Genomic DNA, 24282 nt, shown 5'->3' with positions numbered 1-24282 from the left:
ACCTCCCGCCAGGGCCCTACGCGGCCCGGCGCTCTTTCTCGCGGCGGAGCTTCTTCCGCTCGGCCTTCGTCCGCTTGCGGACCTCGGGGCCCCCCTCGTCGTCGTACTCTTCGTGGTATCCCTCGGCGCCGCTAACCCAGCGCGACGAGTCGGTGGTTTCCTCCGCCAATTTCGGGCGGGACGTTTCACGTTGGGTTTTCTTCATGGCGCTACTCGGGGCGGGCGCCGGGTCCTCAGTTTCCGTCGAGAGGGTAACAGCTCGATTCTGCTTCTTGGTTGTCTCGTCCGCGTCGTCGGCTTCGGTGGCGTGGGAGTTGGCGACCTTTCTTGTCGGGGCGGCCGCCTTCTTGACGACCGGGGCGGTTACTTCGCCGAGCGTCTCGCGGACGATCCGTCGTGAATAAGCCATCAGCGACGCCAAAGCGAGCACCGCGGCGGCGGTTGTTGCGATCGGTCCAAGCACGCCCGGGGCCAGCCACGGCGCGGCCGCCGGCACGACGCCGGCGGTTGCGGCCAGCGACACCACCGTGGCGCCGCCAGCCGAGGCGGCGAACGCCGTCGCGGCGGAGCACTCACGGACCTCAAGCAAGGCGACCACGGCGACCGCGGCGACGATCAGCCCGCCGGGGACGATCCTCCAAAGGAGATCGCCCGCCAGCGGTGAGAAGCCTGTCAGAGCGGCGAGTTCCGACGCGACGACCTGATTCGCATGCGTCGCGGAGCTGATGCTCATGCCGATGGCGGTCGCCGCGGCGAACAGCCACCAGCGGTAACTGCCGCCCAGGTCGTTCGTCCGATGCCGACGCATGCCGAACAGCAGCACACATTGGCCCCCCACGGCGAGCCACAGGCCGGTCTCCCACCAAGCGGCGACGGAGCCGGGCCGGCTCACCTGCAGGAGCTGAGCGGCGGACGCCCCGACGCCGGAGGCCGAAGCGCCGATCCCGTCGGCCCAGCCGAGCAGAGCGGTGACCGCGAGCAGCCCGGCGACCATGCCCCCCAAGGCGAGGGGCGAGCGGGGAAGGACTCGCGACCCGACAGCAAAGCTGGCGCTGTCGGTCGGCGGGGTGTAACGGACCTTGGCGCCACCGGAGTTCTCGTCATCGACGAGGGGGGCGGAAGGCGTCGCGGCGCCGTCATGAAGCATGCGGCGGCGGCGACCGGTGCGGGTCGAAGAGGTCATTCGAGCGATCCCTCGCGCGTGACGGCAACGTGCCAACGGGACGGACGCGGGGCGTCGCCGTGGCTGAATAGGAAGTTCGGGCTCCCTGCCCGACCTTGGAAGATTTTCGGCTGTGGACGGCGTCATCGTGAGGCGATCCGATGGCGCCCCCACCAGACGCGACATGCTAGGCGGGTTGTGCGGGTGACGCGGACCCTGCCTGCGGCGAACCGCGACCAACTTGCGCGTCTACGAGCCAGTTACCGAGTTGGGCGCCGGCGTGACCTAGCTTTGAGGGACACGCTCCCTGCGCGCCACGCCAAGAATATGCCCGTCAACGCCTCTCCTGACGTGACTTCCCCACCCGCTACCGTGGGGGACGCTCCCCCTGCGCCATCGACGGCCGGAGTGGATGTCGGAGCCCTGCTGCGTTCGGTCGACGCGGCGGCCGCCGTCAGCGGGAAGAGCAGCCCCGAGCAGCGCGCCGCTGGCGCCGCCGAGCAGCACCAGTTGGTGGCGGGGCGGCTCGGGATGGCCTCGGCCCTGTTCACTTCGCTGCGCTGCAAGCACCCGCCGACGGCCGACCACAGCCTCCGCGTCGCGCTGGGCTGCAGCGCCTGGGCCGCCGCCCTGCAGATGCCCGACAAGCTACGGACGCAGCTCGAAGCGGCCGCCCTGCTGCACGACGTTGGCAAGATCGGCGTCCCCGACTCGATCCTCAACAAGACCGGTCGTCTCAGCGACATCGAGCTCGAGATCATCGACTCGAGCCGCGAGGCGTCGCGGCACATCCTGCATTCCTCCGGCGCTCCCGACGAGATCATCGACGGGGTCGTTTCGGCCTCGGCGTGGTTCGACGGTTCGCACCGCAGCGTCACGCTGACCGGCGACCAAACGCCGTTTGTTTCGCGGATGATCGCCATCGTCGACGCGTTCGACTCGATGACGACCGACCAGGTCTATCGACCGGCCCGGTCGCGGGATCAGGCGATCGCCACGCTCTACGAACAGGCGGGCACGCAGTTCGACCCCGACCTGGTTCGCAGCTATTGCGAGTTGTTCTCTCACGACCAGAGACAGCTCGAAGCGGACGTCGCTGCCCGGTGGCTCACTTCGGCGACCACGACCAGCCTCCCCTGGAAGGCGACGCCCCGCCCGGCCGAAGCCGCCTCCGAAGGGTCGACGCCCCCCAGCGAGCCCGATCTGTTCACGACGCGGCTTGTTGAGAACATGCACGACGCGGTGATGTTCCTCGACAGTCAGCGGATCATCACCATGTGGAACTCGGGCGCCGAGAAGCTCACCGGCGTCGGCGCCACCGCGGCGATCGGCAAAGAGATGACGCCGTCGTTGCTTGACATGGCCGCCGCCACCGGCGAGCTCATCGACGAAGCGGCTTGCCCCATCAAGAAATCGCTCGGCGAGGGGATGCAGGCCCTGGAGCGGGTCAGCGTCATGGGCCGCAACGGCCAGAGCGTCACGGTCGACATGCACGTCATCCCGGTGAGCGCCACGGGCCGCCCGGGGCATTTCGTCGGCGCGACCGTGCTGATGCACGACGTGTCGAGCGAGGCGACGCTCGAAGAGCGCTGCCAAGCCCTGCACGCCGAGATGATCAAAGACCCGATGACCCAGGTCGCCAACCGGGCCGAGTTCGACCGCATGCTGGCCGCCTTCGTCGAGGCGCACCTCGACACCGAATTGCGGTGCAGCCTGATCATGGCCGACATCGACCGCTTCAAAAGCATCAACGACACTTACGGCCACCAGGCGGGCGACGAGGCGATCATGACGTTCGCCGGCCTCATGAAGTCGATGTGCCGGACGGGCGACCTCGTGGCGCGCTACGGCGGCGAAGAGTTCGCGATCCTCTGCGCCGATTGCAACAACGCCACCGCGGCGAAGCGGGCCGACGCGATCCGCAAGAAACTCTCCGAGACGCCCCACACCAACCTGGGCGGCAGGACCATCACCGCCAGCTTCGGCGTCACCGAACTGCAGCCGGGCGACACGCCCGAAACCCTTCTCCGCCGCTCCGACAGGGCCTTGCTGCAGGCCAAGGACCAGGGGCGCAATCAGGTAGTCCAATTGGGTGGCGGTATGCAGACCGAGAATCAACCCAAGGCCGGCTGGGGCGGCATCGGCAAATGGCTGCTCGGCTCGATCGGCGGCGGCAATGGCGCCATCGTCCAGACGCGACTCGTCACCAACGTGCCGATCGAACTGACGGTCGAGAAGCTCCGCGGCTTCATCGCCGACCGCGACGCCGAGATCGTGAAGACCAGCGAGAACTACATCCGCCTGATCACCGAAGAGGCGGACGGCAGCGGGTCGCGGCGGGGCTCCGACCAGCCGATCAGCTTCATCGTCGATATCCATCTGTCGCAGGTCCACATCGAACGGACCAACAACGTCGGCCTCGCGGCGGGCAAGTACGTCCACACGTATGTCGACGTGAAGATCCAGCCGCGTCGCGATCGTGACCGGTCGAAGGCCAAGATCGTCGACCGCGCCCGCAAGTTGCTCAGCAGTTTGCAGGCGTACTTGATGGCGCGGGAAGCCGTCGCCGAACCGACCACCGTCTAACCCTCTCACCACGGCGCCGCGACATGGCCCTGTCCACCGAACCCATCGAGCTTCGATTGCCGCGCCGTGTCGATCGGGCCGCCGTGACATCCGACGCCCTTGATGAAGCGTTTGCCGCGGTCACCTCGGACGGCCTCCGTCGCGACACGGGACACGTGAGCGGGCCCGAATCGGAGGGTCTGACGCCGGACCTCGCCGCGTTGCTCCGCAACCAGCTGACGGCGCTCGACGCCCAGCGACGCCACTTGGCGCAGCTTCTTAGCGACTTGGCCTAAAGGCGATCGCCGGGAAGGCACGCCGCGTCCCTTGCCTAATTCATCGGGGCAAGCCTCCGGGACAGGGCGGCGGCTGTCCTTGGCATCGGGATTGCGGTAATTTCGTTGGCGTAGGGCTCCCGCCGCTCGGGAACCCTCCTAACGTGCCCCCAACCGGCAGGCGCCCTCTCGGCGTGGTCGGTTTGCAACCATCCCGATCATAGGAGCCCCGCCATCATGGCTTACGCACTCCCCTCGCTGCCCTACGCCAACGACGCGCTCGAGCCCCATATCGACGCGCAGACGATGGAGATCCATCACGGCAAGCACCACAACGCCTACGTCACCAAGCTGAACGCCGCCCTCGAAGGGGCGGGCGTCGCCGAGCAGTCGATTGAGGACCTCTGCCGCAACCTCGACAGCGTCCCCGAAAATATCCGCGGCGCGGTCCGCAACAACGGCGGTGGTCACGCCAACCACTCGCTCTTCTGGGTCACCATGAGCGGATCGGGCGGCGGCGCCCCGACGGGCGACTTGGCCGCGGCGATCGACGGGGAGCTCGGCGGATTCGAGAAGTTCAAGGAAGACTTCGCCAACGCCGGCGCCAACCGTTTCGGCAGCGGCTGGGCGTGGCTGAGCGTCTGCAAGAAAGGCAAGCTCCACGTCACGAGCACGCCCAACCAAGACAATCCCTACATGGAAGGGATGACGCCGATCCTGGGGCTCGACGTCTGGGAGCACGCCTACTACCTGAAGTACCAAAACCGTCGTCCCGACTACATCACCGCGTTCTGGAACGTGGTCGATTGGGCGAAGGTCGACGAGCTCTACAAGGCGGCGAAGGGCTGATTCACCCCGCCGGCTGATTCGTCAGCCACGGTTGAAAGCCGACGATAACGAGGAACGGGCGCCGGCATGGCTGGCGCCCGTTCTTTTTTTCTTGCGATCTCGGCGAGCCGCGAGGTTCGGGTTTTTTCGTGCCCGGCCCAGCGACGCCTCTGGCCGCCCCTCTTCTGCCATTGACGCCAGCAGCGGGCTCTCCGTAAGGTCCGCCGCGCGCTGGGTCTGCCCGCAATTTCGCCCCCACGGCGGGTTTGACTCAACCGGCAGTGCTTCAACTGCCGAGTGCGACAGGAAGAACAGGAACGAGCCGCGCATCTGGCGCGACCGCCACGACCCAACTGGCCGTAACCACTCGCCAGCCATGACTAAGACCAAACTCTCGACGCCGGGCGCCGCCTGCGCCGTCTTGCTCGCCCTCACCGTTGTCAGCACCGGCTGCCAGTCGTCGGGAGGCGGTTCGCGCTGGGCGTGGAACCCGTGGAAAAAGTCGCCGGCCGTCGAGGCCGAGCTCGTCGCCGAAACGTCGCCGAAGCTGCCGTCTGACGGCGCTACGCCACAGGTCGAGACCCTCGCTAAGCCGGGCGCTTCGACCGCTGTAGCGGTCGCCATGCCCCAGCAAACGCCCCCGGCAATGATGGGCGTCGCGCCGAAGTTCGACGCCGTCGCCGCGGCGGTCCCGACCATCGACAAAGCGGCCCCCTCGGGGCCGAACTGGAGCGCCTACCCGACCTCGCCCAGCTCCGATCCGTCCAAGATCGCCGCGACAGCGACCCCGTCGCTCCCCGCTGCGAAGACGGCTCCGGCCGCGTCGGGCTCAGGTCCCTACGATCCCAATGGCTACCAACCGAAGGTCGTAGCGGCGACGCCCAGCACGCCGTCGGCCGACCGCTACGGCCTCGGCGACCGCTACGCCGCCACCACCGCGGCGGCGGGGCTGCCCAGCTTGCCGGCGATCAAGGACGCCGCTAGCACGGCCGACCGCTACTCCTCGACCGCATCGAGCAACATCTCGCAGGCCACGCAGTCGGTTCAGCAAACGGCGCAACAGGCGGCCGATCGCTACGCCGCTACCGGCGCGCAAGCGACGTCCTCTGCCCAGAACTGGTACGACAACGCAACGACGACGGCCTCCGCGGCGCCGGCTAAGGCGGTTGCCGCGGCGACGGCGGCGGTCGCTTCCGCGCCGACCTATCCGTCCACCAGCGGCGTCGCCTCGGCGGCGCCCGCAGCGAGCCCCTACCCGACCACCGGTTCGCAGCCCGCCGCGACCGGCTATCCGTCGACCCTCGGGACGCTGCCGCCGGCCGGCTCGGCCTACGCCGCCACGACGCCGATCAACCCGGTCACGCCCGCTTCGACGACCGCGCCGTCGACCGGCAACACGGGCTCCGAGATTCGGCTGACGTCGCTGCCGGGCGAGTACCGCCCCGGCGGGACAGGCACCTACCAGTCGCCCGTCAGCGTCGCGACCCGGCCCGAGGGATCGACTTCGACCCCGCCCGCGACGACACCCGCCTCGCGCTACTGATTCACCGCCCACCGCGGCGACCGTAGCGGAGCGGCGTGGGACGGAGAGCCCGCTTCAATGGCTCACCAGCCCATGACCATGTTTGACTCGATGACCTTGCGGGCTTGATCGAGGTCGACGCCCTTCGCGTTCATATAGAGCCGGATGGCGTGGAGCTTGTCCCCCTCGGCGCGAGCCAGGCAGTCGCGGGCCGTCGAGCAGGGATCGAGGCTGCCGCTGGTGATGCCCAGCGCCGCCTTCGAAATGACCCACGTGTCGCGGGGTCGCTTGATGAGTCGCAGGACCTCTTCGTTGGGGTAACTCTCCGCGACAACCGAGTGGGCCGTGTCGGTGTCCTCGGCCCAAAGGATCATGATGTGGCCTTTGGTCTCGACTTCGTAGAGAGGCATGGGCGGATCACCGCTCCGGTGGGGGCTCAGGGGGGGGACTGGCAGAGGCGACCCGCTGGCGGGCCGCCAACCGCGATCGTAGGGAACCGCCGGACCGACCGTCAACGCGCCGCCACAGGGGTCGTTGACACCGGGGCGTCCTCCCCCGTACCTTATGGGGCTCGCGGCCGCCGGCCTCCCCACCGTGGGGTGATTCCGGCGACCGACGACCTCCCCCCTTTCCTGTAGCTCGGGACCCCCCCTGTGGCGGTCCCTCCCGAATCGCCGGGCGAATCCGATGGCCGTACCTAAGCGCAAGCAATCCAACTCCCGCACCGGCAAGCGTCGCTCTCACGACGGGCTCAAGGCCCGCGAGCTGCAAGCCTGCCCGCGTTGCGGCTCGATGAAGCCGTCGCACGTCGTGTGCGAAAACTGCGGCCACTACATGGGCCGGACGGTCGTCGAGACCGAGTGATCCCGAGGTCGCAGCTTTAGCTCTTCGAGCGTTCCGCCAGGGCGACGCGGCGGGCCCCGCTGGCGGACGCCGGCGCACCCCCCCGCCACGAGCCCGGCCGCTCTCCGACGATGACGGCCGCCGTCGGCGCGCCGTGTCCCGCCCCCCTGAACGGCCCCTCCGAGGCGGTCCGATGGCTCAGCCAGCCTTTTTATTCCCCGGCCAAGGCGCTCAAAGCGTCGGCATGGCCGGCGCGCTCTGTGACGATGTCCCCGCCGCCCGCGAACTGTTTGACCGCGCTGGGCAACAGCTGGGTTTCGACCTGCTGAAGCTCTGCATGGAGGGCCCCGCCGAGCAGCTCGACGCCACGGTCAACAGCCAGCCGGCCCTCTACGTCGCCAGTCTGGCGGCGCTCGAGAAGCTCAAACGAGACGATCCGGCGGTGGTCGAGGCGTGTGTCGCGACGGCCGGCCTCAGCCTGGGCGAGTACACGGCCCTCTGCTTTGCCGAGGCGTTGTCGTTCGAGGATGGCCTGAGGGTCGTCGCCGAGCGGGGCGCCGCGATGCAGGACGCCGCCGAGGCGGTCTCGAGCGGCATGGTCAGCGTGCTCGGCCTCGAAGTTCCCCAGGTCGAAGAGCTCTGTGACCAATGCCGCGGCGGCGAGACGCTGCAGGTCGCCAACCTGCTTTGCCCAGGAAATACAGTGGTTTCTGGTTCGACCGCTGCCTGCGAGCGGATCGCCGAAGCGGCCGAGAAAGCCGGCGCGATGCGGGTGATCCCCCTGGCGGTCGCCGGCGCGTTCCATACGCCGCTGATGCAACCGGCGGTCGAGCGGCTCGCCGCGGTCTTAGAAGACATCGAACTCGTGACGCCCCGCGTGCCGGTCGTGTCGAACGTCGACGCGCGGGCCCACAATGACCCCGCCGAAATCCGCTCGCTGCTGGTGCGGCAAGTGGTCAGCCCGGTGCTCTGGGAGAAAAGCGTCCGCCAGCTGATGCAGGGGGGCGTCGATTGCTTCTATGAGATCGGCCCGGGCCGCGTCTTGCGGGGCCTGCTCAAGCGGATCGAGAGGAAGTTCCCCAGCGAAGGGGTCGAGGCTTAGACCAGTAGCAACACTGCGCGACACTCCGTTCAAAAAACCGTCTCCAACACAGCCCGCTATGTCCTCCAGCCGCATCAACGCCGACCTCACCGACCAGGTAGCCATCGTCACCGGCGCCTCGCGGGGCATCGGTAAGGCGATCGCCCTGCGGCTCGCCGCCGCCGGGGCCAAGGTCGCTTGTGTCGCCCGCAGCGCCGACAAACTGGCCGAGACGGTCGCCGAGATCGAAGCGGCCGGCGGGACGGCCGACGCCATCCCCTGCGACGTCGCGGACTCGGAAGCGGCTACGAAGCTGATCGAGGGGGTCGCCGAGAAGTGGGGCCGCGTCGACGTGATGGTCAACAACGCCGGCATCACCCGCGACACGCTGCTCCCCCGGATGAGCGACGACGACTGGGATTCGGTCATTGCGACCAACCTGCGGAGCGTCTTCCTGTTCACCCGGGCGGCCACCGGCCCGATGATGCGGGCCAAGAAGGGCCGCATCATCAATATCTCGAGCACCTCGGGCCTCCGCGGCAACCAAGCCCAATCGAATTACTCCGCTTCGAAGGCGGGCGTGATCGGCTTCACCCAGACGGTCGCCCGTGAGCTGGCCAGCAAGCGGCGTCAGATCACCGTCAACGCGATTTGCCCCGGTTTCATCGCCACGGACATGACGGCCGCCCTGAAAGAGGCCGCCGGCGAGGACGCTGTGATGGAGCGGATCAAGGCCGCCGTCCCCCTCCAGCGGCAAGGCGAGGCCGAGGAAATCGCCGACGCGGTGCTCTTCCTGGCCAGCGACTCGGCCGCCTACATCACGGGCCAAACCCTCGTAATCGACGGGGGAATGACCTGCTAGGTCGCCTGACGGCGGCAGGGACGAGGGATTAGGGACGCGGGACGAGGGAATAAATTGAAGCAAGTTGCTTCCCCTCGTCCCCCGTCCCTAGCCCCTATCCCTGGGCGTCAGCCCCCACAGACACCTTGACCCGCTTTGCGGAGACCTTCTATTTTGTGACGCTTCGCACGCGTGCGAAGGCTTTGACAGCACAGCAGCAATCCGAGGACCCTGCCCCCACCGGGCAGGCCCCTTACCAAGAAGCCCCTCCCCCACCGTGTTCGGCGGCGTCCGCCGCCTCGCTCGGGGAAGTTCGATAAACCAGGCGTATTTAAGGAGAGTGACCGTGGCAAGCGTGTTGGAACGCGTGACGGAGATCGTGTCCGAGCAACTCGGCGTCGATAAAGACAAGATCACGCCCGAGACCTCTTTCGTGACCGACCTCGGCGCGGACTCGCTCGACACGGTCGAGCTAGTCATGGAGCTCGAAGAAGAGTTCGACATCAACATCCCGGACGATGCGGCGGAGAAGATCCAGACCGTCGGACAGGCCGTTGATTTCATTGAGAAGGGCCAGGGCGGCGAGTAATCGCGCCGATCGGGCTATTAAAACCACGCCGCCCGCGCGCCTCTCCGCACGCGGGCGGTTTCTCTAATAGGGTCTCGCGCCGTCCTGACGACGGCCCAGCGATCCTCAAAGAGGAGCACCACGAAAATGAGTCGTCGGGTCGTCGTTACGGGTCTGGGCGTCGTTACGTCGCTTGAGCAGAAGGTTGACGCCCTCTGGTCGGCGCTGCTCGAAGGCCGGAGCGGCATTGGGCCGTTCAACAACATCGACACCAGCGACCAGAAGGTCCACTTCGGTGGGGAAATCGGAAACTGGAGCACCGAGGGCTACATCAGCCGCAAAGACGCCGGCCGCATCGACCTGTTCACACAGTACGCCGTCGTCGCCGCCGTCGATGCGGTGAAGGACTCGGGGCTCGACTTCGAGCAAGAGGACCCGTTCCGCTGTGGCGTGGTGATCGGGTCGGGCGTTGGCGGCATCAACGAGATCGAGGCCCAGGTCACGCGCCTTGTGCAGAAGGGCCCCGACAAGGTCTCGGCCTTCACGATCCCCAAGCTGATGCCCAACGCGGCCAGCGGGCATGTCTCGATCTATTACGGGCTGAAGGGACCGAACTTCGCCGTCGCTACCGCCTGTGCGAGTGCGACCAACGCGATGGGGAGCGCCCTGAAGCTGATCCAGAGCGGCGCTAGCGACATCGTCGTCACCGGCGGCACCGAGGCGGCTTGCTCGCGGATGGGACTGGCGGGCTTCGCCAATATGCGCGCCCTCAGCGAGCGGAACGACGCCCCCACCAAAGCGAGCCGGCCGTTCGACATCGACCGCGATGGGTTCGTACTGTCAGAAGGCGCCGGCGTACTGGTCTTCGAAGAGCTGGAGCACGCCAAGTCCCGCGGCGCGACGATCTATGGCGAGGTGCTCGGCTATGGCGCTTCGGGCGACGGCGGCCACATCACCCAGCCCAATCCCGCCGGCATCGGCGCCGGTCGGGCCATGTCCGAAGCCCTCAAGGACGCGGCCCTCAACGCCGACGCCATCGACTACATCAACGCCCACGGCACCAGCACCCCCTTGGGCGACAAGGCTGAGACGGTCGCCATCAAACGCGTCTTCGGCGACCACGCCTACAAGCTCAGCGTCTCGAGCACCAAGAGCCAACTCGGCCACCTGCTCGGCGCCAGTGGCGGGGTCGAGGCGGTCATCTCGCTGAAGGCGATTAAGCACGACCTCTGTCCGCCGACGATCAACCTCGACAATCCCGACCCGGCGTGCGACCTCGATTACACGCCGAATACGCCGAAAGAACGCCCCGTCCGCGTGGCGATGAGCAACAGCTTCGGCTTCGGCGGGCACAACGCGACGGTGATCTTCGGCAAAGCGCCGTGAGCCGTTCATGCGACGGGCGATAGGGCCACGGCCCCGTCCCATTTAGAGCGTGCTTCTTGTAAGGGTCGCGTTTGGTCGGGCTGCGGCTTCGCTGGGCGTCGTTGACCTGCATCGACGAAGCACCGCTTCGCCTGCTTCGGTCGCCTCGCCCAGCTCGCCTCGCCGACGACCAAATCGCTACGCTTACAAGAAGCACGCTCTAGGTGATTTTACCTATATGTCATTCGGCTATCGCTGTAATTAGGGTGGGGCATCGTCTGCCTTCTCCCTTCAATTGCAGCGATGGTGATGAGCAAGAAAAACCCACTTGTAGCGATCTTGGCCGTCATCCTCTCGGGGATTGGCGCCCTCTCGGGGACTGCCGCCGAGGCCCAACTCCGGGAGTGGACGAATTCGGTTAACGGCCTGTGGACCGATGCGACCAAATGGTCATCGGCCAACGTCCCCGACACAGCAGCCGAGTCGGCAACGCTCAAGCGTTTCGGCACGTTCGCGGTCTCGATCCCCGGCGGCCAACCGCTGCTGACCATCGGCAGTTTAGAAACGGGCTTCGGCGACATTACCCTCCGGCCCGATGGCGTCGCCAACGCCGCGGTGCGTGTCACCGGCGACGCCTTCATCGGGGCGTCGTCATCGCTCCGCCTCACCGACGTCATCGGGACGGTCCTCGACCTGCAGATCGATGGCCAGATGCGCGTCGACCCCAGTTCGGAATGGTTGATCGAAGCGGGCGATGTCACGACCGGGTCGCTGTCGATCGCCACCTCGTCGGACTCGAGTAGCCCGACGGGCGTCACTCTCTTCGACGGCGCCACCGCCGCTTTTGGTGACGTCACCATTGCCGAGGCCGCCGGCCCCGCCCGGAGCGAATTGACGCTCTTCAGCGGATCGTCGGTGACGGTCGACGATCTCGCCATCGGCGCCGGCGCGGCGGCGCTCACGGCCGAGGTGAACGTCGTCGCCTCGACGCTCCTCCAAAGCCCCGGTGGTAAGACGACGATTGGCTTCGCCGAGCAGGCCGCGACAGGCCGGGCGACGCTGGCGCTATCGAGCGGCGGCGACGCGACGCTCGAAGCGGTCGAAGTGCTCCGCACGGGCAAGTTGATCAACAACAACAGCAGCCTCCGCGTCAAAAAATCGCTCGCGGTTGTCGGCGGCGAGTTTTCGGAACGGGGCGGCGCGACGCGGGACTTTAGTCTTCTTGAATCGATCTCCGTCACCGCCGGGGGGGACGTCGCCCTGATCGGCGCGGCGCTGGTGCTCGGCGACGGACAGACGCTCACGCTCGATGAGGGCGCCCTGCAGACCGAGGGTGGTTTGGTGGTCGATGGCGGCGCGGTGGTCATTGGCGCGAGCGCCCCGAGCTCGGTCACGGGTGCCACGACGCTCAAGCCGGGGGGCTCGATCGACCTGGCGCCCCAATCGCACGTTGTCTTCGCCAGCCACTTCGTCGATGAGGGGGGCGACTTCACGGTCCCGAGCAACGCCCGGGTCGTCTTCGCCGGTGACTACTCCGGATCGGGCGTCGCGGGGGGCGGGCGCGTCGAAGCCGACGACGCCCTCCGGCCCGGCATGAGCGTCGGCGTCGCGACCTTCGGCGGCGACCTCGCCACCGGGAAGCTCGTTATCGAGATCGACGCCGCCGGCCAGCACGACCGAGTCGAGGTCGCGGGTCGGGCGGAACTCGATGAGCAACTCGTCGTCGAGTTCGTCTCGCCTGAAGGGTACGCCCCCGCTGCGGGGGACGCCTTCCCGCTGCTCACGGCCGGATCGATCACCGGCGGCTTTACCTCGCTGACGGCGCCGGCGCTGGGCGAGGGGCTCGCTTGGCGGGTCCAGCAGACCGGCTCGTCGCTCACGCTCTGGGTTGTTGAGCCGGGCCTCGCCGGTGATTTCAACTACGACGGCGCCGTCAACGCCGCCGACTACACCGTTTGGCGAGACGCCGCGGGCTCGACCGGCGCCCTCCTGGCGGCCGACGCCAACGGCGACAACCAAGTCGACCAAGCGGACTACGACGCCTGGAGAGCCGCCTACGGCAGCGTCGCCGCCCAATCGGTCCCCGAACCCAACGCCGCAGGGTTGCTAGCGACCTCGGTTCTTGCCGCGTTCGGGGCGCGAATCCGCCGGCCAAAGCTTGCTCGGTCCGCCGAACGCCTTTAGCCTAGAGGGCGGCGTCGTCAGGCGGCGGGGCCCTCTTCTGGCAGGAGCAAAGGCATCATGCGTCTCGCGGCCCTCACCCTCGCTGCGCTGCTGTCGGCGGCGACGGCGCCGGCGATCAACGTCGTCCTGGACTACACCTACGACAGCGGCTCGTTCTTTAGCACCGGGACCGCCAACGGCCAGAAGGCGCGGGCGACCGTCAAGGCGGCGGCGGATTACTTCTCGTCGATCCTCGACGACTCCTTCGCCCGCGTCCAGAAGCCGAACGACTACGTCAGCACCGCGCCGAACTCGCCCAACGCCATCTCGACTTGGAATTGGAGCATCGAGTTTGAGAACCCGAGCACGGGGGGCACGGTCCTCATCGACAATCCGGTGATCCCGGCCGACGAGTACCGCATTTACGTGGGCGCGAGGAATCTCCCTACTTCGACGCTCGGCTTCGGCGGACCCGGCGGCGGTAGCCGTCGATCGTCGATTAGCTATTACTTCCCGTCTCAGTTGGCTGAAATCGAAGCGATCACCGAAGATTTTTTCGCCGCCGTGGATCGACGGGGCGAGCCGGTCGGCGAGTTCGGCCGCTGGGGGGGCTCGCTGACGTTCGACACGGTCGGAACGACTTGGAATTACGACCACACCGTCGCGCCGACCTCGGGCCAGAACGACCTGCTCTCGGTCGCGTTGCACGAGATTGGGCATACCCTCGGATTCGGCGCCTCGGCCGAGTTCCAGGGGCTCGGCGTCGGGAACTTCTTCACCGGACTGGAAGCGACCGCCGCCAACGGGGGCAGCAACCCCGGCATCACCGTCGACAAGGGCCACTGGACGAACGGGACCATCAGCACCGTCTTCGGCGGCTCGGCGTCGCAAGAGGCGGCGATGGACCCCTCGATCACGACTGGCACCCGCAAGCTCTGGACCGCGCTGGACGCCGCAGCCCTCGCCGACATCGGCTGGGACGTCGTCACGCCCGGCCTTCTTGGGGATTACAACAGCGACAACCTCGTTAACGCCGCCGACTACACCATCTGGCGTGACAGCCTCGGCACGGGCAACGTAATTGGGACGTACGCCGAGTGGCGGGACAACTACGGGGCGTCGGCGCCCGCCAGCAGCCTCGCGGTCCCTGAGCCAGGTTCGCTAGTACTGCTGCTTTTGGCAGGCTCCGGATGGCGCCGGCGCTGCTAGCCGGTGGATAGTGGGCGTAATGGCGGGTTCCTCCGGGAGCTGACGCTTCCCGGCTCGCTGTGAAGTTCTCGCTGTGAAGTTACGGTGGGCGTCCGTCGATCGAGGGAAAGCGCGAGCCGGAGGGCGTCAGCCCCCGGAGTAGCGCGCCGAAACGCCTCGCCACCGCTTCGCCGATCCGTCTTGCCCCGGTCGCCCCGCGCCTTCTACGATCCGCCCCTCACCGCGGGCGTTAAGGCGGGAAGGCACGATGCCATCCCTGCGTTGCCCGCTGCGTCTCGGGAGACCCGCGGATGACCCGACGAACCGGACTCGTCCTTTGCCTCAACGTCTTGTCAGCCGTCACGATCGTGTCGGCGCAGACGGTCGCCCCCCCTGCCCCGCTGCCAGCCGGCGGCGAGGCGCAATGGATCGGCGGCGAAGCGTCGGCGGGCGCCGTGACGCCGGTCCGCTATGGCGAACCCGACGGGGCGACCTCTTACAACGGGTCGCCGGCCCCATCGTCGCAGCCGCAAGCCGGGGCGCGTCCCGTGACGCCGATAGGTCAAAGCCAACAACCGCCTGCCGCTGGGGGCGAGCTCGCCCCGGTCGGCGCCCCGAGCGTCAACCGCGCCCGCGTCTCGAAGGGCTCAGGAAGGCTTCCCAACGACGCCGGCCAAGTCTGGCGTGAATACGACATCCAACCTTACTCGCAGCGGCTCTCGAACGAACCGAAGCCGCAGCAACGCGTCGTCGACTGGATCCTCCGCGAGACCGGCTACGAGGCGTGGCACGGCGAGACCGTGGGCATCCTCAACGCCGACCGCGAGACGCTCACCGTCTACCACACGCCGGCGATGCAGGCGATTGTCGCCGACATCGTCGATCGCTTCGTCAACGGCCGGGCCGCCGACTTGGCGTTCTCGATGCGGATCGTCACGGTCCGCAACCCCGACTGGCGCGTCCGGGCCTTGAGCCTGATGACGCCGATCAGCGTACAGTCCCCCGGTCTGCAGGGCTGGATCATGCCGAAGGAAAACTACGCGTTGCTCTCGTCCGAGCTCGCCCGTCGCGGCGACGTCCGCGACTACAACGCCGCAGGCCAACTCGTCCCCAACGGCCAAGCGATCGTGTTCAGCACCATGCGCCCGCGTGGCTACATCAAGGGGATCGTCCCGACGCAGAACGCCTGGCCCGGCTACCAGCCCGAGACCGGCACGATCGAGGAAGGGGCTTCGCTCGAGTTCAACCCGCTGCTGTCGCTCGGCCTCGACACGGCCGAGGCGGTCGTCAAGTTCCGCCTCAACCAAGTCGAGAAGATGCGCCGCGTGTCGCTCGACCTGCCGACGCCCGGCGCCGCGGCGGGCGCCAATGCGGGGCAGCGGCTGCAGATCGAGGTCCCCCAGATCACCAGCGCCAACCTGCACGAGCGGTTCCGCTGGCCGGCCGACCAGGTGCTGGTCCTCTCGATGGGCATGGTCGCGACGCCCGGCCCCGAGTCGGGGAACGCCTTCAGCGAGATGATCCCCGACATGATAAAGGGCCCGCCCCGCGCCGACGCCCTGCTCTTCGTCGAGGCGCGCAACTCGGCCATCCCCACCGCCGCCCCCAACGCCGGCGGCGGCGACGCCCGCTTCTCGACCGCGGTGCGGCCGACGCCGACCTTTCACGGCCGGTACTGAGCCACGGCCGGCAGCGGGGCTTGCAGGCGACGCCGCCGGCTGGGCTGTCCCCGCTTACATTTCTGTAAGGCGGAACTTCGTGAGTCGCCCGGCACGCCCTTCGCTCTGGCACGCCCTTCGCTAAACTGGCACGCCCTTCGCTAAAGTAGCGGGGCATGAACGCCAATCCCCGCGCCGCCGCCCTCCCCCTCCGGATCTTTGCTAACCCGAACGCGCGGGACGGCGCCGCCGACCGACTCCGGGATAGCGCCGGCCGGTTGCTTGGCGGCCAAGCCGACGTGATCGAGACCACCTCACCGGAGGAGACTCGGCGGGCGATCGAACGCGCCTGCGAAGAAGGCTACGCCGTCGTCGCCGCGGGCGGCGACGGCACCGTCCACGCCGTCGTGAACGCCCTGCTCGCAACGCCGTCGCCGACGCCGCTGGGGATTCTCCCGCTAGGGACGTCCAACAATTTTTGCCGCGACCTGGGCCTGCCACTCGATGTCGACGAAGCCCTCGCCGTGTTCCGCGGCGCCGTCGCCACGCCTGTCGACCTGGTTCGCTTAACGGCCGATGGCGAGCAGCGCTACGGCGCAACGATCGCCACCGCCGGCAACGCCGACCGGGTCATCGAGGGCCTCGGCGACGACGACAAGCAGACGTGGGGCGCCTGGTGCTACCTGCGGGCCGCGCTGCCGGTGATGACCGACCTGGCGTCGTACCCCGTCGAGATCGCCTTCGACGGCGGCCCCGCCACTTCCATGGCGCTCTGGAATCTGATCATCGCCAACGGCCGCTACGCCGGCGGCGGTCTAGATGTGGCCCCCCGCGCGCGGCTCGACGACGGGCTCCTCGACGCGGTCCTGATCGCGGAGGGAGAAGGCCTCGACCTGGCGTCGCTCGCGACCGACTTCTTACTGAACGATTACCTCGAGCACGAACGGGTAACCTTCCGCCAGGCTAGCCAGATCGACATCGTATCGCCCGACGAACTCCGTTTCTTGACCGATGGCGAAGCGATTTCGGGCCGGCGCTTCCGCTTCGAGGCCGCTCCGCAGGCGCTTTCGGTTCTGCTGCCCCCCGTTTGAACGCCGACACGCCTGCCGGGCCACGCGCCGCCGTGGTCGACCGGATGTAAAATCTGCAGTCCTGTCCCACCCGTCTCTCCGCACCCTCCCCCCTCTGAAGCCCCCCGTGACGAGAGTCGCCAACCAAGCCGAGCCGACCCGTGTCGTTATCCTCGGCGGAGGCTTTGGCGGCCTGCACGCCGCCCAGTCACTCCGCAACGCCCCGGTGCAAGTCACTCTTATTGATCGGGCCAACTACCACCTCTTCCAACCGCTGCTCTACCAAGTCGCGACCGGATCGCTGTCACCCGCCAACATCGCGGCGCCGCTGCGGTCGGTGCTCCGCCGGCAGAAAAACGTCACCGTCTTGCAAGCCGAAGTCACCGACTTCGACCTCGATGCGAAGCGCGTGTTGCTACGGGAGGGGGACTCGTTACCGTACGACGTGCTGATCGTCGCCGCCGGAGCGACCCACAGCTACTTCGGCCACAACGAGTGGGAGGGCTTGGCGCCCGGCTTGAAGACGATCGAAGACGCCACCCAGATCCGCGCCGACGTCCTCTCGGCCTTCGAGCGCGCCGAGCGGACCGACGACCCCGTCGCGCGGGCGAGGCTGCTGACTTTTGTCGTCGTCGGCGGCGGGCCGACGGGGGTCGAGCTCGCCGGCGCGCTCTCGGAGCTGTCGCGGCACGCCCTGAAGAATGACTTCCGCCGCATCGAGTCGGAATCGGCTCGGATCGTGCTGATCGACGCGGGCGACCGCGTCCTCTCCGGATTCGCCGAAGAGCTCTCCGCAAAAGCGGCGGGGTTTCTTGACCGGCTCGACGTGTCGGTCCGCACCGGCTGGCTCGTCACCGAAATCACGCCGACCGAGGTCACGATCCGTCATGGCGAACAGACCGAGACCCTCGCCACCGAGACAGTCCTGTGGGCGGCGGGCGTCCTAGCGTCGCCGCTCGCTAATCGGCTCGCCGACGCGACCGGCCTCACCGTCGATCGCGCGGGGCGGCTCGCCGTGACGCCGACGCTCCATCTGCCAGGACACGAGGATATTTTTGTCATCGGCGATATGGCGAGCTGTGCGGGCGAAGCGGGCAGACCGCTGCCGGGCGTGGCGCCAGTCGCTATTCAACAAGGCCAGTACGCAGCGAAGACGATCCGCCGCCGCCTCGCCGCCGCCGCTGCCGGCAGCATCGCCAAGCCGTTCCGCTACCGCGACTACGGGTCGATGGCAACGGTGGGACGCTCGGCGGCGGTCGCCAGCATCGGCGGCTACCACTTCGCCGGCTACGTCGCCTGGCTGATCTGGCTGTTCGTTCACCTGATGCAGCTGGTGAGCTTCCAGAACCGCTTGCTGGTGCTCTTCCAGTGGGCGTGGAACTACGTCACGCACGGCCGCTCGGCCCGGCTCATCACCGGCAATCGCCACGCCGAGACGCCAGCCGAATAGCGGCTCAAGCAGAGTGGCGAGGCAAGCAGAGTGTCGAGGCAAGCAGAGTGGCGAGGCGCCGTCGGGGAGCCGTAGCGGGACCGGTTCCACCCGTCACGCCTCAAGCAGCCGAAGAGTACGCGCCACCCGGCACATTGCGGAGCACCGAGCGGTACTTGTTTCGCACATCCAGATAGGCGATCCAAGTAAAGACCGTCACGCCACCGAGGATCACGGTGAGCAGCTTCTCGAAGTAGCGGGTCTCAGCGGTCTCAACGGCCGCCGCATTCGACGCCGCGGCGCCGGCGCCTCCCGCGGCGGGCGCGCCGGCTGCTCCGCCGCCCCAACCGGTCCCGGGGGTCGCCCCGGCGGTTGAGCTCGTTGGCGCCCGATCCGAGGCGAAGCCGCCGCCGACGGGCGGTGGGTTTGACGGTGCGGCGCCGCTGTTCCAGGCCGACCCCGAGTTCTGCGACGCGGGCAGCTCGGGAAAAGCCGGCGGCGAGAGCGGATCGGATACTGGCTCGCGTCGCGCGGCGTACGGATCGGCCCGATCGTAAGGCGTGGCCCACGGGTCGGACTGCGTCGCCGCGGTGGCGCGGTTGTCGGCCGAGTTGGGATTGGTTCGATAGTCGGGAGCCGTAGCGCCGCTGCTGCGGGGGAGCGGCTCTAATTGTGTCGCCTGCCCGCGCGTCGTCGCGGCGTAAGGGTCGGTCTCGCTGGCGTAAGGCTCGACAAGCCCGGCCGACGGCAACCCTCCGCTGCGCGGCGCATCGTAGTTGGGCGTCGGGGGGGCGCTGCGGTAGTCGTAGGGCGGTGGTGTGATTTGCGAGGGGTTTCCCTGCTGGTACTGGGCCTGCTGCGGGGCGGTCGACGCCGCGGGCGGATCGACGCGTGGCTGCAACGGATAGCCATTGTTGTCGTACTGCGCCGGCCGGCCCGCGTAAGGGTCGGCGATCTTCTCGAGCGTGTCGCCCGTGCCGCGGAGCAGGTTTTCGGTCCCACGGCGGAGGCTGTCGCCGCTCTGCTCGAGCAGGCTGCGCGTCTTGCTCTCGACCCATTGCGCCGAGTCGGTGAGCGGCCGCGTCGCTTCTTCGAAGCCTTGCTGCAGGGAGGTGGGGTTCTGGAACGCCGTGCGCCGCTCGGCGGTGGTGTTGGGGCCATCACTGCTCGACCGGCCGCGGTCGGCGGTCAGTTCAGCGGTGTCTTTCCACTCGGGTATGACCGGCTTGGCGACGGTTTGGGTTTTGCTGAGGGCTGACGCGGCCGCGATCCGCTGCGGCGACGCCAGGTCGCGCTCGTTGAGCCGCCGCGGGGCGTCGCCTTCTCCGACGTAGAAACGCACCCGCTGGATCGGGCCGATGTCGGTCGGTAACTCGCTGACAAGGCTCGGCGCGCGGCCGTCGCGGAGCGCCTCGAGGTCCTCGGACGAGAGCTTAACCAGGTAATCGTAGCCGTCGGCCGCAGCGCCCTCGGCGGCCTGTTCGGACGGGACCCAGCCGAAGGTGACGGCGACGAGCGACGCCGCCAGGCCCTTCGTGAAGGCGAGCGCCGTCGAGATGGCCAGTGAGGTCGAAAGGATCGTCATAGGGGCTTTCCCGGAGAGTCGTCGCCGCATCGGGCCTGCAATATCGCATCGTACGCCGCCCCGACAGTCGGAGCGAGAACCTGGCGGAGCGAGACGCTGGCGCCGGCGGTGATTCTATCCCCCCCGGCGGCGGCGACCTAGGCGAGTTACGGCGGTCACGCGGACCGGACCCCTGCTAGCATTTTGCTCGGCGCCCGGATCGGCTGGCGCCCGCCTCCGTCACCGACGATGTGTAGAGTGGGCAGGCGGAGAACTTCGCCCTTGGAACGCCCCGGCTCGCGCGACGAATGGCGGAACTCGTGAGTTCCCCCCCGAGCTGGCCTTTCCGAAGCCGGCCCGCACGGCGGCGACGCGGATAGCAATCGAATCGTAACGAAACCGAAATAAAAAGATGACTATGGCGTCGACGCCCTCCGCCACGAAAACCGAAAGCTTACTGGATCAGCTGCCGATCGACCCGGACTCTCCGCTCGAGCCCGTGGCGCAGCGTGCGTTGCTGCTGGCCAGCAAGCTCCAGGAGCGCGCCGGCAAGTTGCAAACGCCGCAGGAAAAGCGTCAGCAAGCCGAGCTTGACCGCATGCTGCAGAGCCCGGGCGACAAGGCGACGCTCGTCGAGATGACCGATCAGGCCTTCCGAGCGCACGGCTCGCGTCGCTCGGCCGACCAGCTGATCCATATCCTCGACGTACAGGGAGTACCTCGCTTCTTCAGCCCCATCGAACGGGGCCTGTTGGCCGGCTTCCAGAGTTTCGGCGGCTACATGCCCGGCGTCGCGATGCCGCTGGTGAAGGACCAGATGCAGCGCGAGACAGCCAACGTCGTCTTGCCGGCCGAACCAGAGCACCTGCGACGCCACCTGCAGGCCCGCCGCCGCGAGGGGCTGCGGATGAATGTCAACCACCTCGGCGAGGCGTTGCTGGGCGAAGCCGAGGCGAAGTGTCGACTCCAAAATTATCTTTCGATGCTTGGCCGCGACGAGATCGAGGTGATGAGCGTGAAGGCCTCGACGCTCTTCTCGCAGATCACGCCGATCGCCCGCCGGCACACCGTCGGCGTGCTGGCCGACCGCCTCGAGACGCTCTTTCAAGCCGCGGCCAAGGGGAAGTTCACCCGTCCCGACGGGACCGTCGTGCCCAAGTTCGTCTACCTCGACATGGAAGAGTACCGCGACATGCGGCTCACGTTCGAGGCGTTCCGCCAGGCGCTCAACCGTCCCGGGCTGGAAAACGTGTCGGCGGGGATCGTGCTCCAGGCCTACCTGCCGGACGCGTTCGCTGTGCAAAAAGAGCTTTGCGACTGGGCGCGGCGCCGGGTCGCGGAAGGGGGCGCGGCGGTGACGCTGCGGATCGTTAAGGGCGCGAACATGGAGATGGAGCGCGTCGAGGCGAGCCTCAACGGCTGGCGTCTCGCCCCGTTCTCGACGAAGGCCCAGACCGACGCCAACTACCTGCGGATGCTGCGCGAAGGCCTCCGGCCGGAGAATCTCGAGGCGGTACGGCTGGGCGTCGCTTCGCACAACCTGTTCACGGTCGGCTACGCGTTGGCGATGGTCGCCGAAGCGGACGCCTTCGACCGTGTCCAGTTCGAGATGCTTGAGGGCATGGCGAACCACCAGCGCCGGGCCGTGACCGAGTTGGCGCCCGACATGCTGCTCTACGCCCCCGCCTGTCGACGGGAGGAGTTTTTGCACGCGATCGGGTATCTCGTCCGCCGGCTGGACGAGAACACCGGGCCCGACAATTTCTTGCGGCACGCCTTCAACATCCAACCCGGCGCCGAAGACTGGCGCCGGCTTGAATCGCAATTCATCGATTCCCTGCAGCTGATCGACGAGCTCGAAGAGAAGCCGCACCGTCGCCAGGACCGCCGCAGCGCGCCGTTCACGCCGATTGCGGCGCCCGCCACCGTGGCGGACTTTGTGAACGAGCCCGACACCGAGTGGGCGGCGCCCCACCACAGCGAGTGGGCCGAATCGATCGTCTCCGAATGGGCCGACCGGTGCGACAGCCGGGCCGAGACCGCCCCCCTGGCCATCGCCGGCGAGGAAATCCTCGACCGCGAAGGGCGGCCTTCCTCCGACCCGTCACGTCCCGGGGTGGTCGTCGCCAACTACCGGTTGGCCAACGACGACGACGTCGACCGGGCCGTCGCCTGCGCCGCGAGCGACCCGAGCGGTTGGCGCCGACGCTCACCCGAAGAACGACGCGACACCCTCGCGAAAGTCGCCGACCTGCTCGCCGAGCGCCGTGGCGAGCTGCTTGGCGTGATGCTGGCTGAAGGCGCCAAACTGTTGACCGAGGGGGACCCGGAGGTCTCCGAGGCGATCGACTTCTGCCGCTTCTACGGGGCTTCGGCCGTCGACTGGTCCAACACGCCCCGGCTCGAGGCGCAGGCGGGCGGCGTCGTCGCGGTTGTCTCGCCCTGGAACTTCCCGCTGGCGATCCCTTGCGGCGGCGTCGCGGCGGCGCTGGCGGCGGGCAACACGGTGATCCTCAAGCCGGCCAGCCACACGGTGCTGACCGCTTGGAGGCTCTGCCGAGCGTTCTGGGACGCGGGCGTCCCCCGCGAGGCGTTGCAGTTCGTCCCGTGCTCGGGCGCCGGACCGGGAGAGCGACTCGTCACGCATCCGGCGGTCGACCACGTGCTGCTCACCGGCGGAACCGAGACCGCCCGGCGGATGCTCGCCGCCCGACCCGACATGCGTCTGTTGGCGGAGACCGGCGGCAAGAACGCCACGATCGTCACCGCGATGGCCGACCGCGAGTTGGCGATCGCGCACGTCGTCCACTCCGCCTTCGGGCACGGGGGGCAGAAGTGCTCCGCGACGTCGCTGTTGGTTCTCGAGGACGAGGTCTATCACGACCGTCCGTTCCGCGAGATGCTCATCGACGCCGTCTCGAGCCTGCGGGTCGGCAGCGCGTGGGACCTCAAGTCGCGGATGGCGCCGCTGATCGACGCCCCGTCGGGCGACTTGTTGCGGGGCCTCACCGAGCTCGAAGAGGGGGAGAGCTGGGCCGTTACGCCCCGCCTGTCGATCGATGGCAATCCCGCCCAGGTTTCGCCCGGCGTGAAGTGGGGCGTCCGTCCCGGGAGCTACACGCACACAACCGAGTTCTTCGGGCCGGTCCTCGGCGTGATGCGCGCGCGACACCTTCAAGAAGCGATCAACCTCGTCAACGCGACCGGCTACGGCCTGACTTCGGGCCTCGAGAGCCTCGACGACCGGGAGCACACCACGTGGCTCGCCGGCATCCAAGCGGGCAACCTCTACATCAACCGGTCGACAACCGGCGCGATCGTGCTCCGCCAGCCGTTTGGCGGGCGCGGTCTCTCGGCGGTCGGGCCGGGGGTAAAGGCCGGCGGCCCCAATTATGTCGCCACCTTGATGCGTCTTGAGGAATCGGCTCAGCCGTCAGTCGATGCAACAACATCTGCCGACCAGGCCTCTGAAGACGAAAGGACGCCCCTGACGTCGCTCGTAGAAGAGCTACAGACCAGCGGCGCTCTCCACGAAGCCGACGCGGCCTGGTTGCGTCGCGCCGCGGTCGACTACGCCGAGGCGGCCGAGCAGGAGTTCCTCGCCCGTCACGACCACTTCGAGCTGCTTGGCCAGGACAACGTTCGTCGCTACCTACCGTTCAATCAAATCATCGTTCGGCTGCACAGCAAGGATACGCCGCGCGAGGTGATCGGACGGGTGATGGCGGCGCGGTCGCTTGGGTGCCGCGTCGTGGTGAGCTCGCCGCCCGACCTGCCGACGGAGCTCGTCGCGTTGATCGCCGCGCTCGACGACGCGTCGGTTGCATGGGGCGCTGGACTCGAGACGCTCACCGAGTCGGACGAGGCGATCGCCGCCAAGGCTCCCGACCGTGGCCTCCGCCTCCGGTACGCGGCCGCCGACCGGGTCCCGGCGATCGTCCGCGAGCCGGCAGCCGAGTCGCTCGCGTATGTCGCCGACGCCCCCGTCAGCCCCAGCGGCCGGCTCGAACTGCTGTGGTGCGTCCAAGAGCAGAGCGTCTCGCACGACTACCACCGCTACGGCAACTTGGGCCGGCGCTCCGAAGAGCCGCGCGAGGCGCAGAAAACGCCCGCGGCAACGTCCTGAGGGGTCGATTCGCCATGGCCGGTCAGGACACCAC

General features: G+C 68.0%; 18 protein-coding genes. 15 read left to right on the top strand and 3 right to left on the bottom strand.

The features are described 5' to 3' along the window. Positions 1 to 16: 16 nt before the first annotated feature. A complete protein-coding gene (locus Pla108_RS00485; protein ID WP_146441419.1) occupies positions 17 to 1183 on the bottom strand; it encodes a hypothetical protein in 1167 nt (388 codons plus the stop codon). Between the two features lie 387 nt (positions 1184 to 1570). Between Pla108_RS00485 and Pla108_RS00480 the strand changes: the two genes are divergently transcribed. The 4 genes from Pla108_RS00480 (at position 1571) to Pla108_RS00465 (ending at position 6373) form a co-directional block, all read left to right on the top strand. Beyond that, positions 1571 to 3748: a diguanylate cyclase domain-containing protein gene (locus Pla108_RS00480; RefSeq protein WP_197526107.1), complete on the top strand. Its 2178-nt coding sequence runs from the start codon at positions 1571 to 1573 to the stop codon at positions 3746 to 3748. Positions 3749 to 3771: 23 nt separating this feature from the next. After that, positions 3772 to 4023 (top strand): hypothetical protein, encoded by a 252-nt coding sequence (locus tag Pla108_RS00475; protein WP_146441415.1) that lies wholly within the window; start codon positions 3772 to 3774, stop codon positions 4021 to 4023. 216 nt (positions 4024 to 4239) lie between these two features. Continuing rightward, entirely contained in the window at positions 4240 to 4851 is a 612-nt protein-coding gene (locus Pla108_RS00470) for a superoxide dismutase (protein ID WP_146441413.1), read from the top strand. A 355-nt stretch (positions 4852 to 5206) separates the two neighbouring features. After that, positions 5207 to 6373, top strand: coding sequence for a hypothetical protein (locus Pla108_RS00465; RefSeq protein WP_146441411.1), 1167 nt, complete (start codon positions 5207 to 5209; stop codon positions 6371 to 6373). A 62-nt stretch (positions 6374 to 6435) separates the two neighbouring features. Here Pla108_RS00465 and Pla108_RS00460 read toward each other — a convergent pair whose 3' ends face one another. Then, positions 6436 to 6762, bottom strand: a complete 327-nt coding sequence (locus Pla108_RS00460; protein ID WP_146441409.1) for a DUF6793 family protein — start codon at positions 6760 to 6762, stop codon at positions 6436 to 6438. A gap of 277 nt (positions 6763 to 7039) precedes the next feature. Here Pla108_RS00460 and rpmF point away from each other — a divergent pair, with 277 nt between their 5' ends. The 10 genes from rpmF to Pla108_RS00410 all read left to right on the top strand — a co-directional run bounded on the left by rpmF (position 7040) and on the right by Pla108_RS00410 (position 18579). Further along, positions 7040 to 7216 (top strand): 50S ribosomal protein L32, encoded by a 177-nt coding sequence (rpmF, locus tag Pla108_RS00455; RefSeq protein WP_146441407.1) that lies wholly within the window; start codon positions 7040 to 7042, stop codon positions 7214 to 7216. Positions 7217 to 7388: 172 nt separating this feature from the next. After that, entirely contained in the window at positions 7389 to 8297 is a 909-nt protein-coding gene (gene fabD / locus Pla108_RS00450) for an ACP S-malonyltransferase (RefSeq protein WP_146441404.1), read from the top strand. A gap of 58 nt (positions 8298 to 8355) precedes the next feature. After that, on the top strand, positions 8356 to 9138 hold the full coding sequence (gene fabG / locus Pla108_RS00445) for a 3-oxoacyl-[acyl-carrier-protein] reductase (RefSeq protein WP_146441402.1): 783 nt from the start codon (positions 8356 to 8358) through the stop codon (positions 9136 to 9138). A 325-nt stretch (positions 9139 to 9463) separates the two neighbouring features. Next, the gene (gene acpP / locus Pla108_RS00440; protein WP_146441400.1) at positions 9464 to 9706 is read left to right on the top strand and encodes an acyl carrier protein; all 243 of its coding nucleotides are present in this window, start codon (positions 9464 to 9466) and stop codon (positions 9704 to 9706) included. 126 nt (positions 9707 to 9832) lie between these two features. Further along, a complete protein-coding gene (fabF, locus tag Pla108_RS00435) occupies positions 9833 to 11071 on the top strand; it encodes a beta-ketoacyl-ACP synthase II (protein ID WP_146441397.1) in 1239 nt (412 codons plus the stop codon). Positions 11072 to 11359: 288 nt separating this feature from the next. After that, the gene (locus Pla108_RS00430) at positions 11360 to 13234 is read left to right on the top strand and encodes a hypothetical protein (RefSeq protein ID WP_146441395.1); all 1875 of its coding nucleotides are present in this window, start codon (positions 11360 to 11362) and stop codon (positions 13232 to 13234) included. Positions 13235 to 13291: 57 nt separating this feature from the next. Further along, on the top strand, positions 13292 to 14422 hold the full coding sequence (locus Pla108_RS00425) for a PEP-CTERM sorting domain-containing protein (protein ID WP_146441393.1): 1131 nt from the start codon (positions 13292 to 13294) through the stop codon (positions 14420 to 14422). A gap of 290 nt (positions 14423 to 14712) precedes the next feature. After that, entirely contained in the window at positions 14713 to 16080 is a 1368-nt protein-coding gene (locus tag Pla108_RS00420; RefSeq protein ID WP_146441391.1) for a hypothetical protein, read from the top strand. A 155-nt stretch (positions 16081 to 16235) separates the two neighbouring features. After that, a complete protein-coding gene (locus tag Pla108_RS00415) occupies positions 16236 to 17150 on the top strand; it encodes a diacylglycerol/lipid kinase family protein (RefSeq protein WP_146441389.1) in 915 nt (304 codons plus the stop codon). 106 nt (positions 17151 to 17256) lie between these two features. Continuing rightward, entirely contained in the window at positions 17257 to 18579 is a 1323-nt protein-coding gene (locus Pla108_RS00410; RefSeq protein ID WP_231934222.1) for an NAD(P)/FAD-dependent oxidoreductase, read from the top strand. 100 nt (positions 18580 to 18679) lie between these two features. On the opposite strand, the gene Pla108_RS00405 is transcribed toward Pla108_RS00410, so the two are convergent. Next, a complete protein-coding gene (locus Pla108_RS00405) occupies positions 18680 to 20143 on the bottom strand; it encodes a hypothetical protein (protein ID WP_146441385.1) in 1464 nt (487 codons plus the stop codon). Between the two features lie 391 nt (positions 20144 to 20534). Between Pla108_RS00405 and Pla108_RS00400 the strand changes: the two genes are divergently transcribed. Beyond that, positions 20535 to 24248 (top strand): bifunctional proline dehydrogenase/L-glutamate gamma-semialdehyde dehydrogenase, encoded by a 3714-nt coding sequence (locus Pla108_RS00400; RefSeq protein ID WP_231934220.1) that lies wholly within the window; start codon positions 20535 to 20537, stop codon positions 24246 to 24248. Positions 24249 to 24282 lie beyond the last annotated feature (34 nt).

It is taken from the genome of Botrimarina colliarenosi, assembly GCF_007859955.1.
GTDB lineage: Bacteria > Planctomycetota > Planctomycetia > Pirellulales > Lacipirellulaceae > Botrimarina > Botrimarina colliarenosi.
Note: the sequence above shows the minus strand (reverse complement) of the source record. Positions and strands in the feature narration are given on the sequence as shown.

Excerpts from the sequence above, each read along its gene's own strand:
- Pla108_RS00485 (WP_146441419.1), bottom strand. The coding sequence starts at position 1,183 with ATGACCTCTTCGACCCGCACCGGTCGCCGCCGCCGCATGCTTCATGAC.
- Pla108_RS00475 (WP_146441415.1), top strand. The coding sequence starts at position 3,772 with ATGGCCCTGTCCACCGAACCCATCGAGCTTCGATTGCCGCGCCGTGTC.
- Pla108_RS00470 (WP_146441413.1), top strand. The coding sequence starts at position 4,240 with ATGGCTTACGCACTCCCCTCGCTGCCCTACGCCAACGACGCGCTCGAG.
- Pla108_RS00465 (WP_146441411.1), top strand. The coding sequence starts at position 5,207 with ATGACTAAGACCAAACTCTCGACGCCGGGCGCCGCCTGCGCCGTCTTG.
- Pla108_RS00460 (WP_146441409.1), bottom strand. The coding sequence starts at position 6,762 with ATGCCTCTCTACGAAGTCGAGACCAAAGGCCACATCATGATCCTTTGG.
- rpmF (WP_146441407.1), top strand. The coding sequence starts at position 7,040 with ATGGCCGTACCTAAGCGCAAGCAATCCAACTCCCGCACCGGCAAGCGT.
- fabD (WP_146441404.1), top strand. The coding sequence starts at position 7,389 with ATGGCTCAGCCAGCCTTTTTATTCCCCGGCCAAGGCGCTCAAAGCGTC.
- fabG (WP_146441402.1), top strand. The coding sequence starts at position 8,356 with ATGTCCTCCAGCCGCATCAACGCCGACCTCACCGACCAGGTAGCCATC.
- fabF (WP_146441397.1), top strand. The coding sequence starts at position 9,833 with ATGAGTCGTCGGGTCGTCGTTACGGGTCTGGGCGTCGTTACGTCGCTT.
- Pla108_RS00430 (WP_146441395.1), top strand. The coding sequence starts at position 11,360 with ATGAGCAAGAAAAACCCACTTGTAGCGATCTTGGCCGTCATCCTCTCG.
- Pla108_RS00425 (WP_146441393.1), top strand. The coding sequence starts at position 13,292 with ATGCGTCTCGCGGCCCTCACCCTCGCTGCGCTGCTGTCGGCGGCGACG.
- Pla108_RS00420 (WP_146441391.1), top strand. The coding sequence starts at position 14,713 with ATGACCCGACGAACCGGACTCGTCCTTTGCCTCAACGTCTTGTCAGCC.
- Pla108_RS00415 (WP_146441389.1), top strand. The coding sequence starts at position 16,236 with ATGAACGCCAATCCCCGCGCCGCCGCCCTCCCCCTCCGGATCTTTGCT.
- Pla108_RS00405 (WP_146441385.1), bottom strand. The coding sequence starts at position 20,143 with ATGACGATCCTTTCGACCTCACTGGCCATCTCGACGGCGCTCGCCTTC.
- Pla108_RS00400 (WP_231934220.1), top strand. The coding sequence starts at position 20,535 with ATGACTATGGCGTCGACGCCCTCCGCCACGAAAACCGAAAGCTTACTG.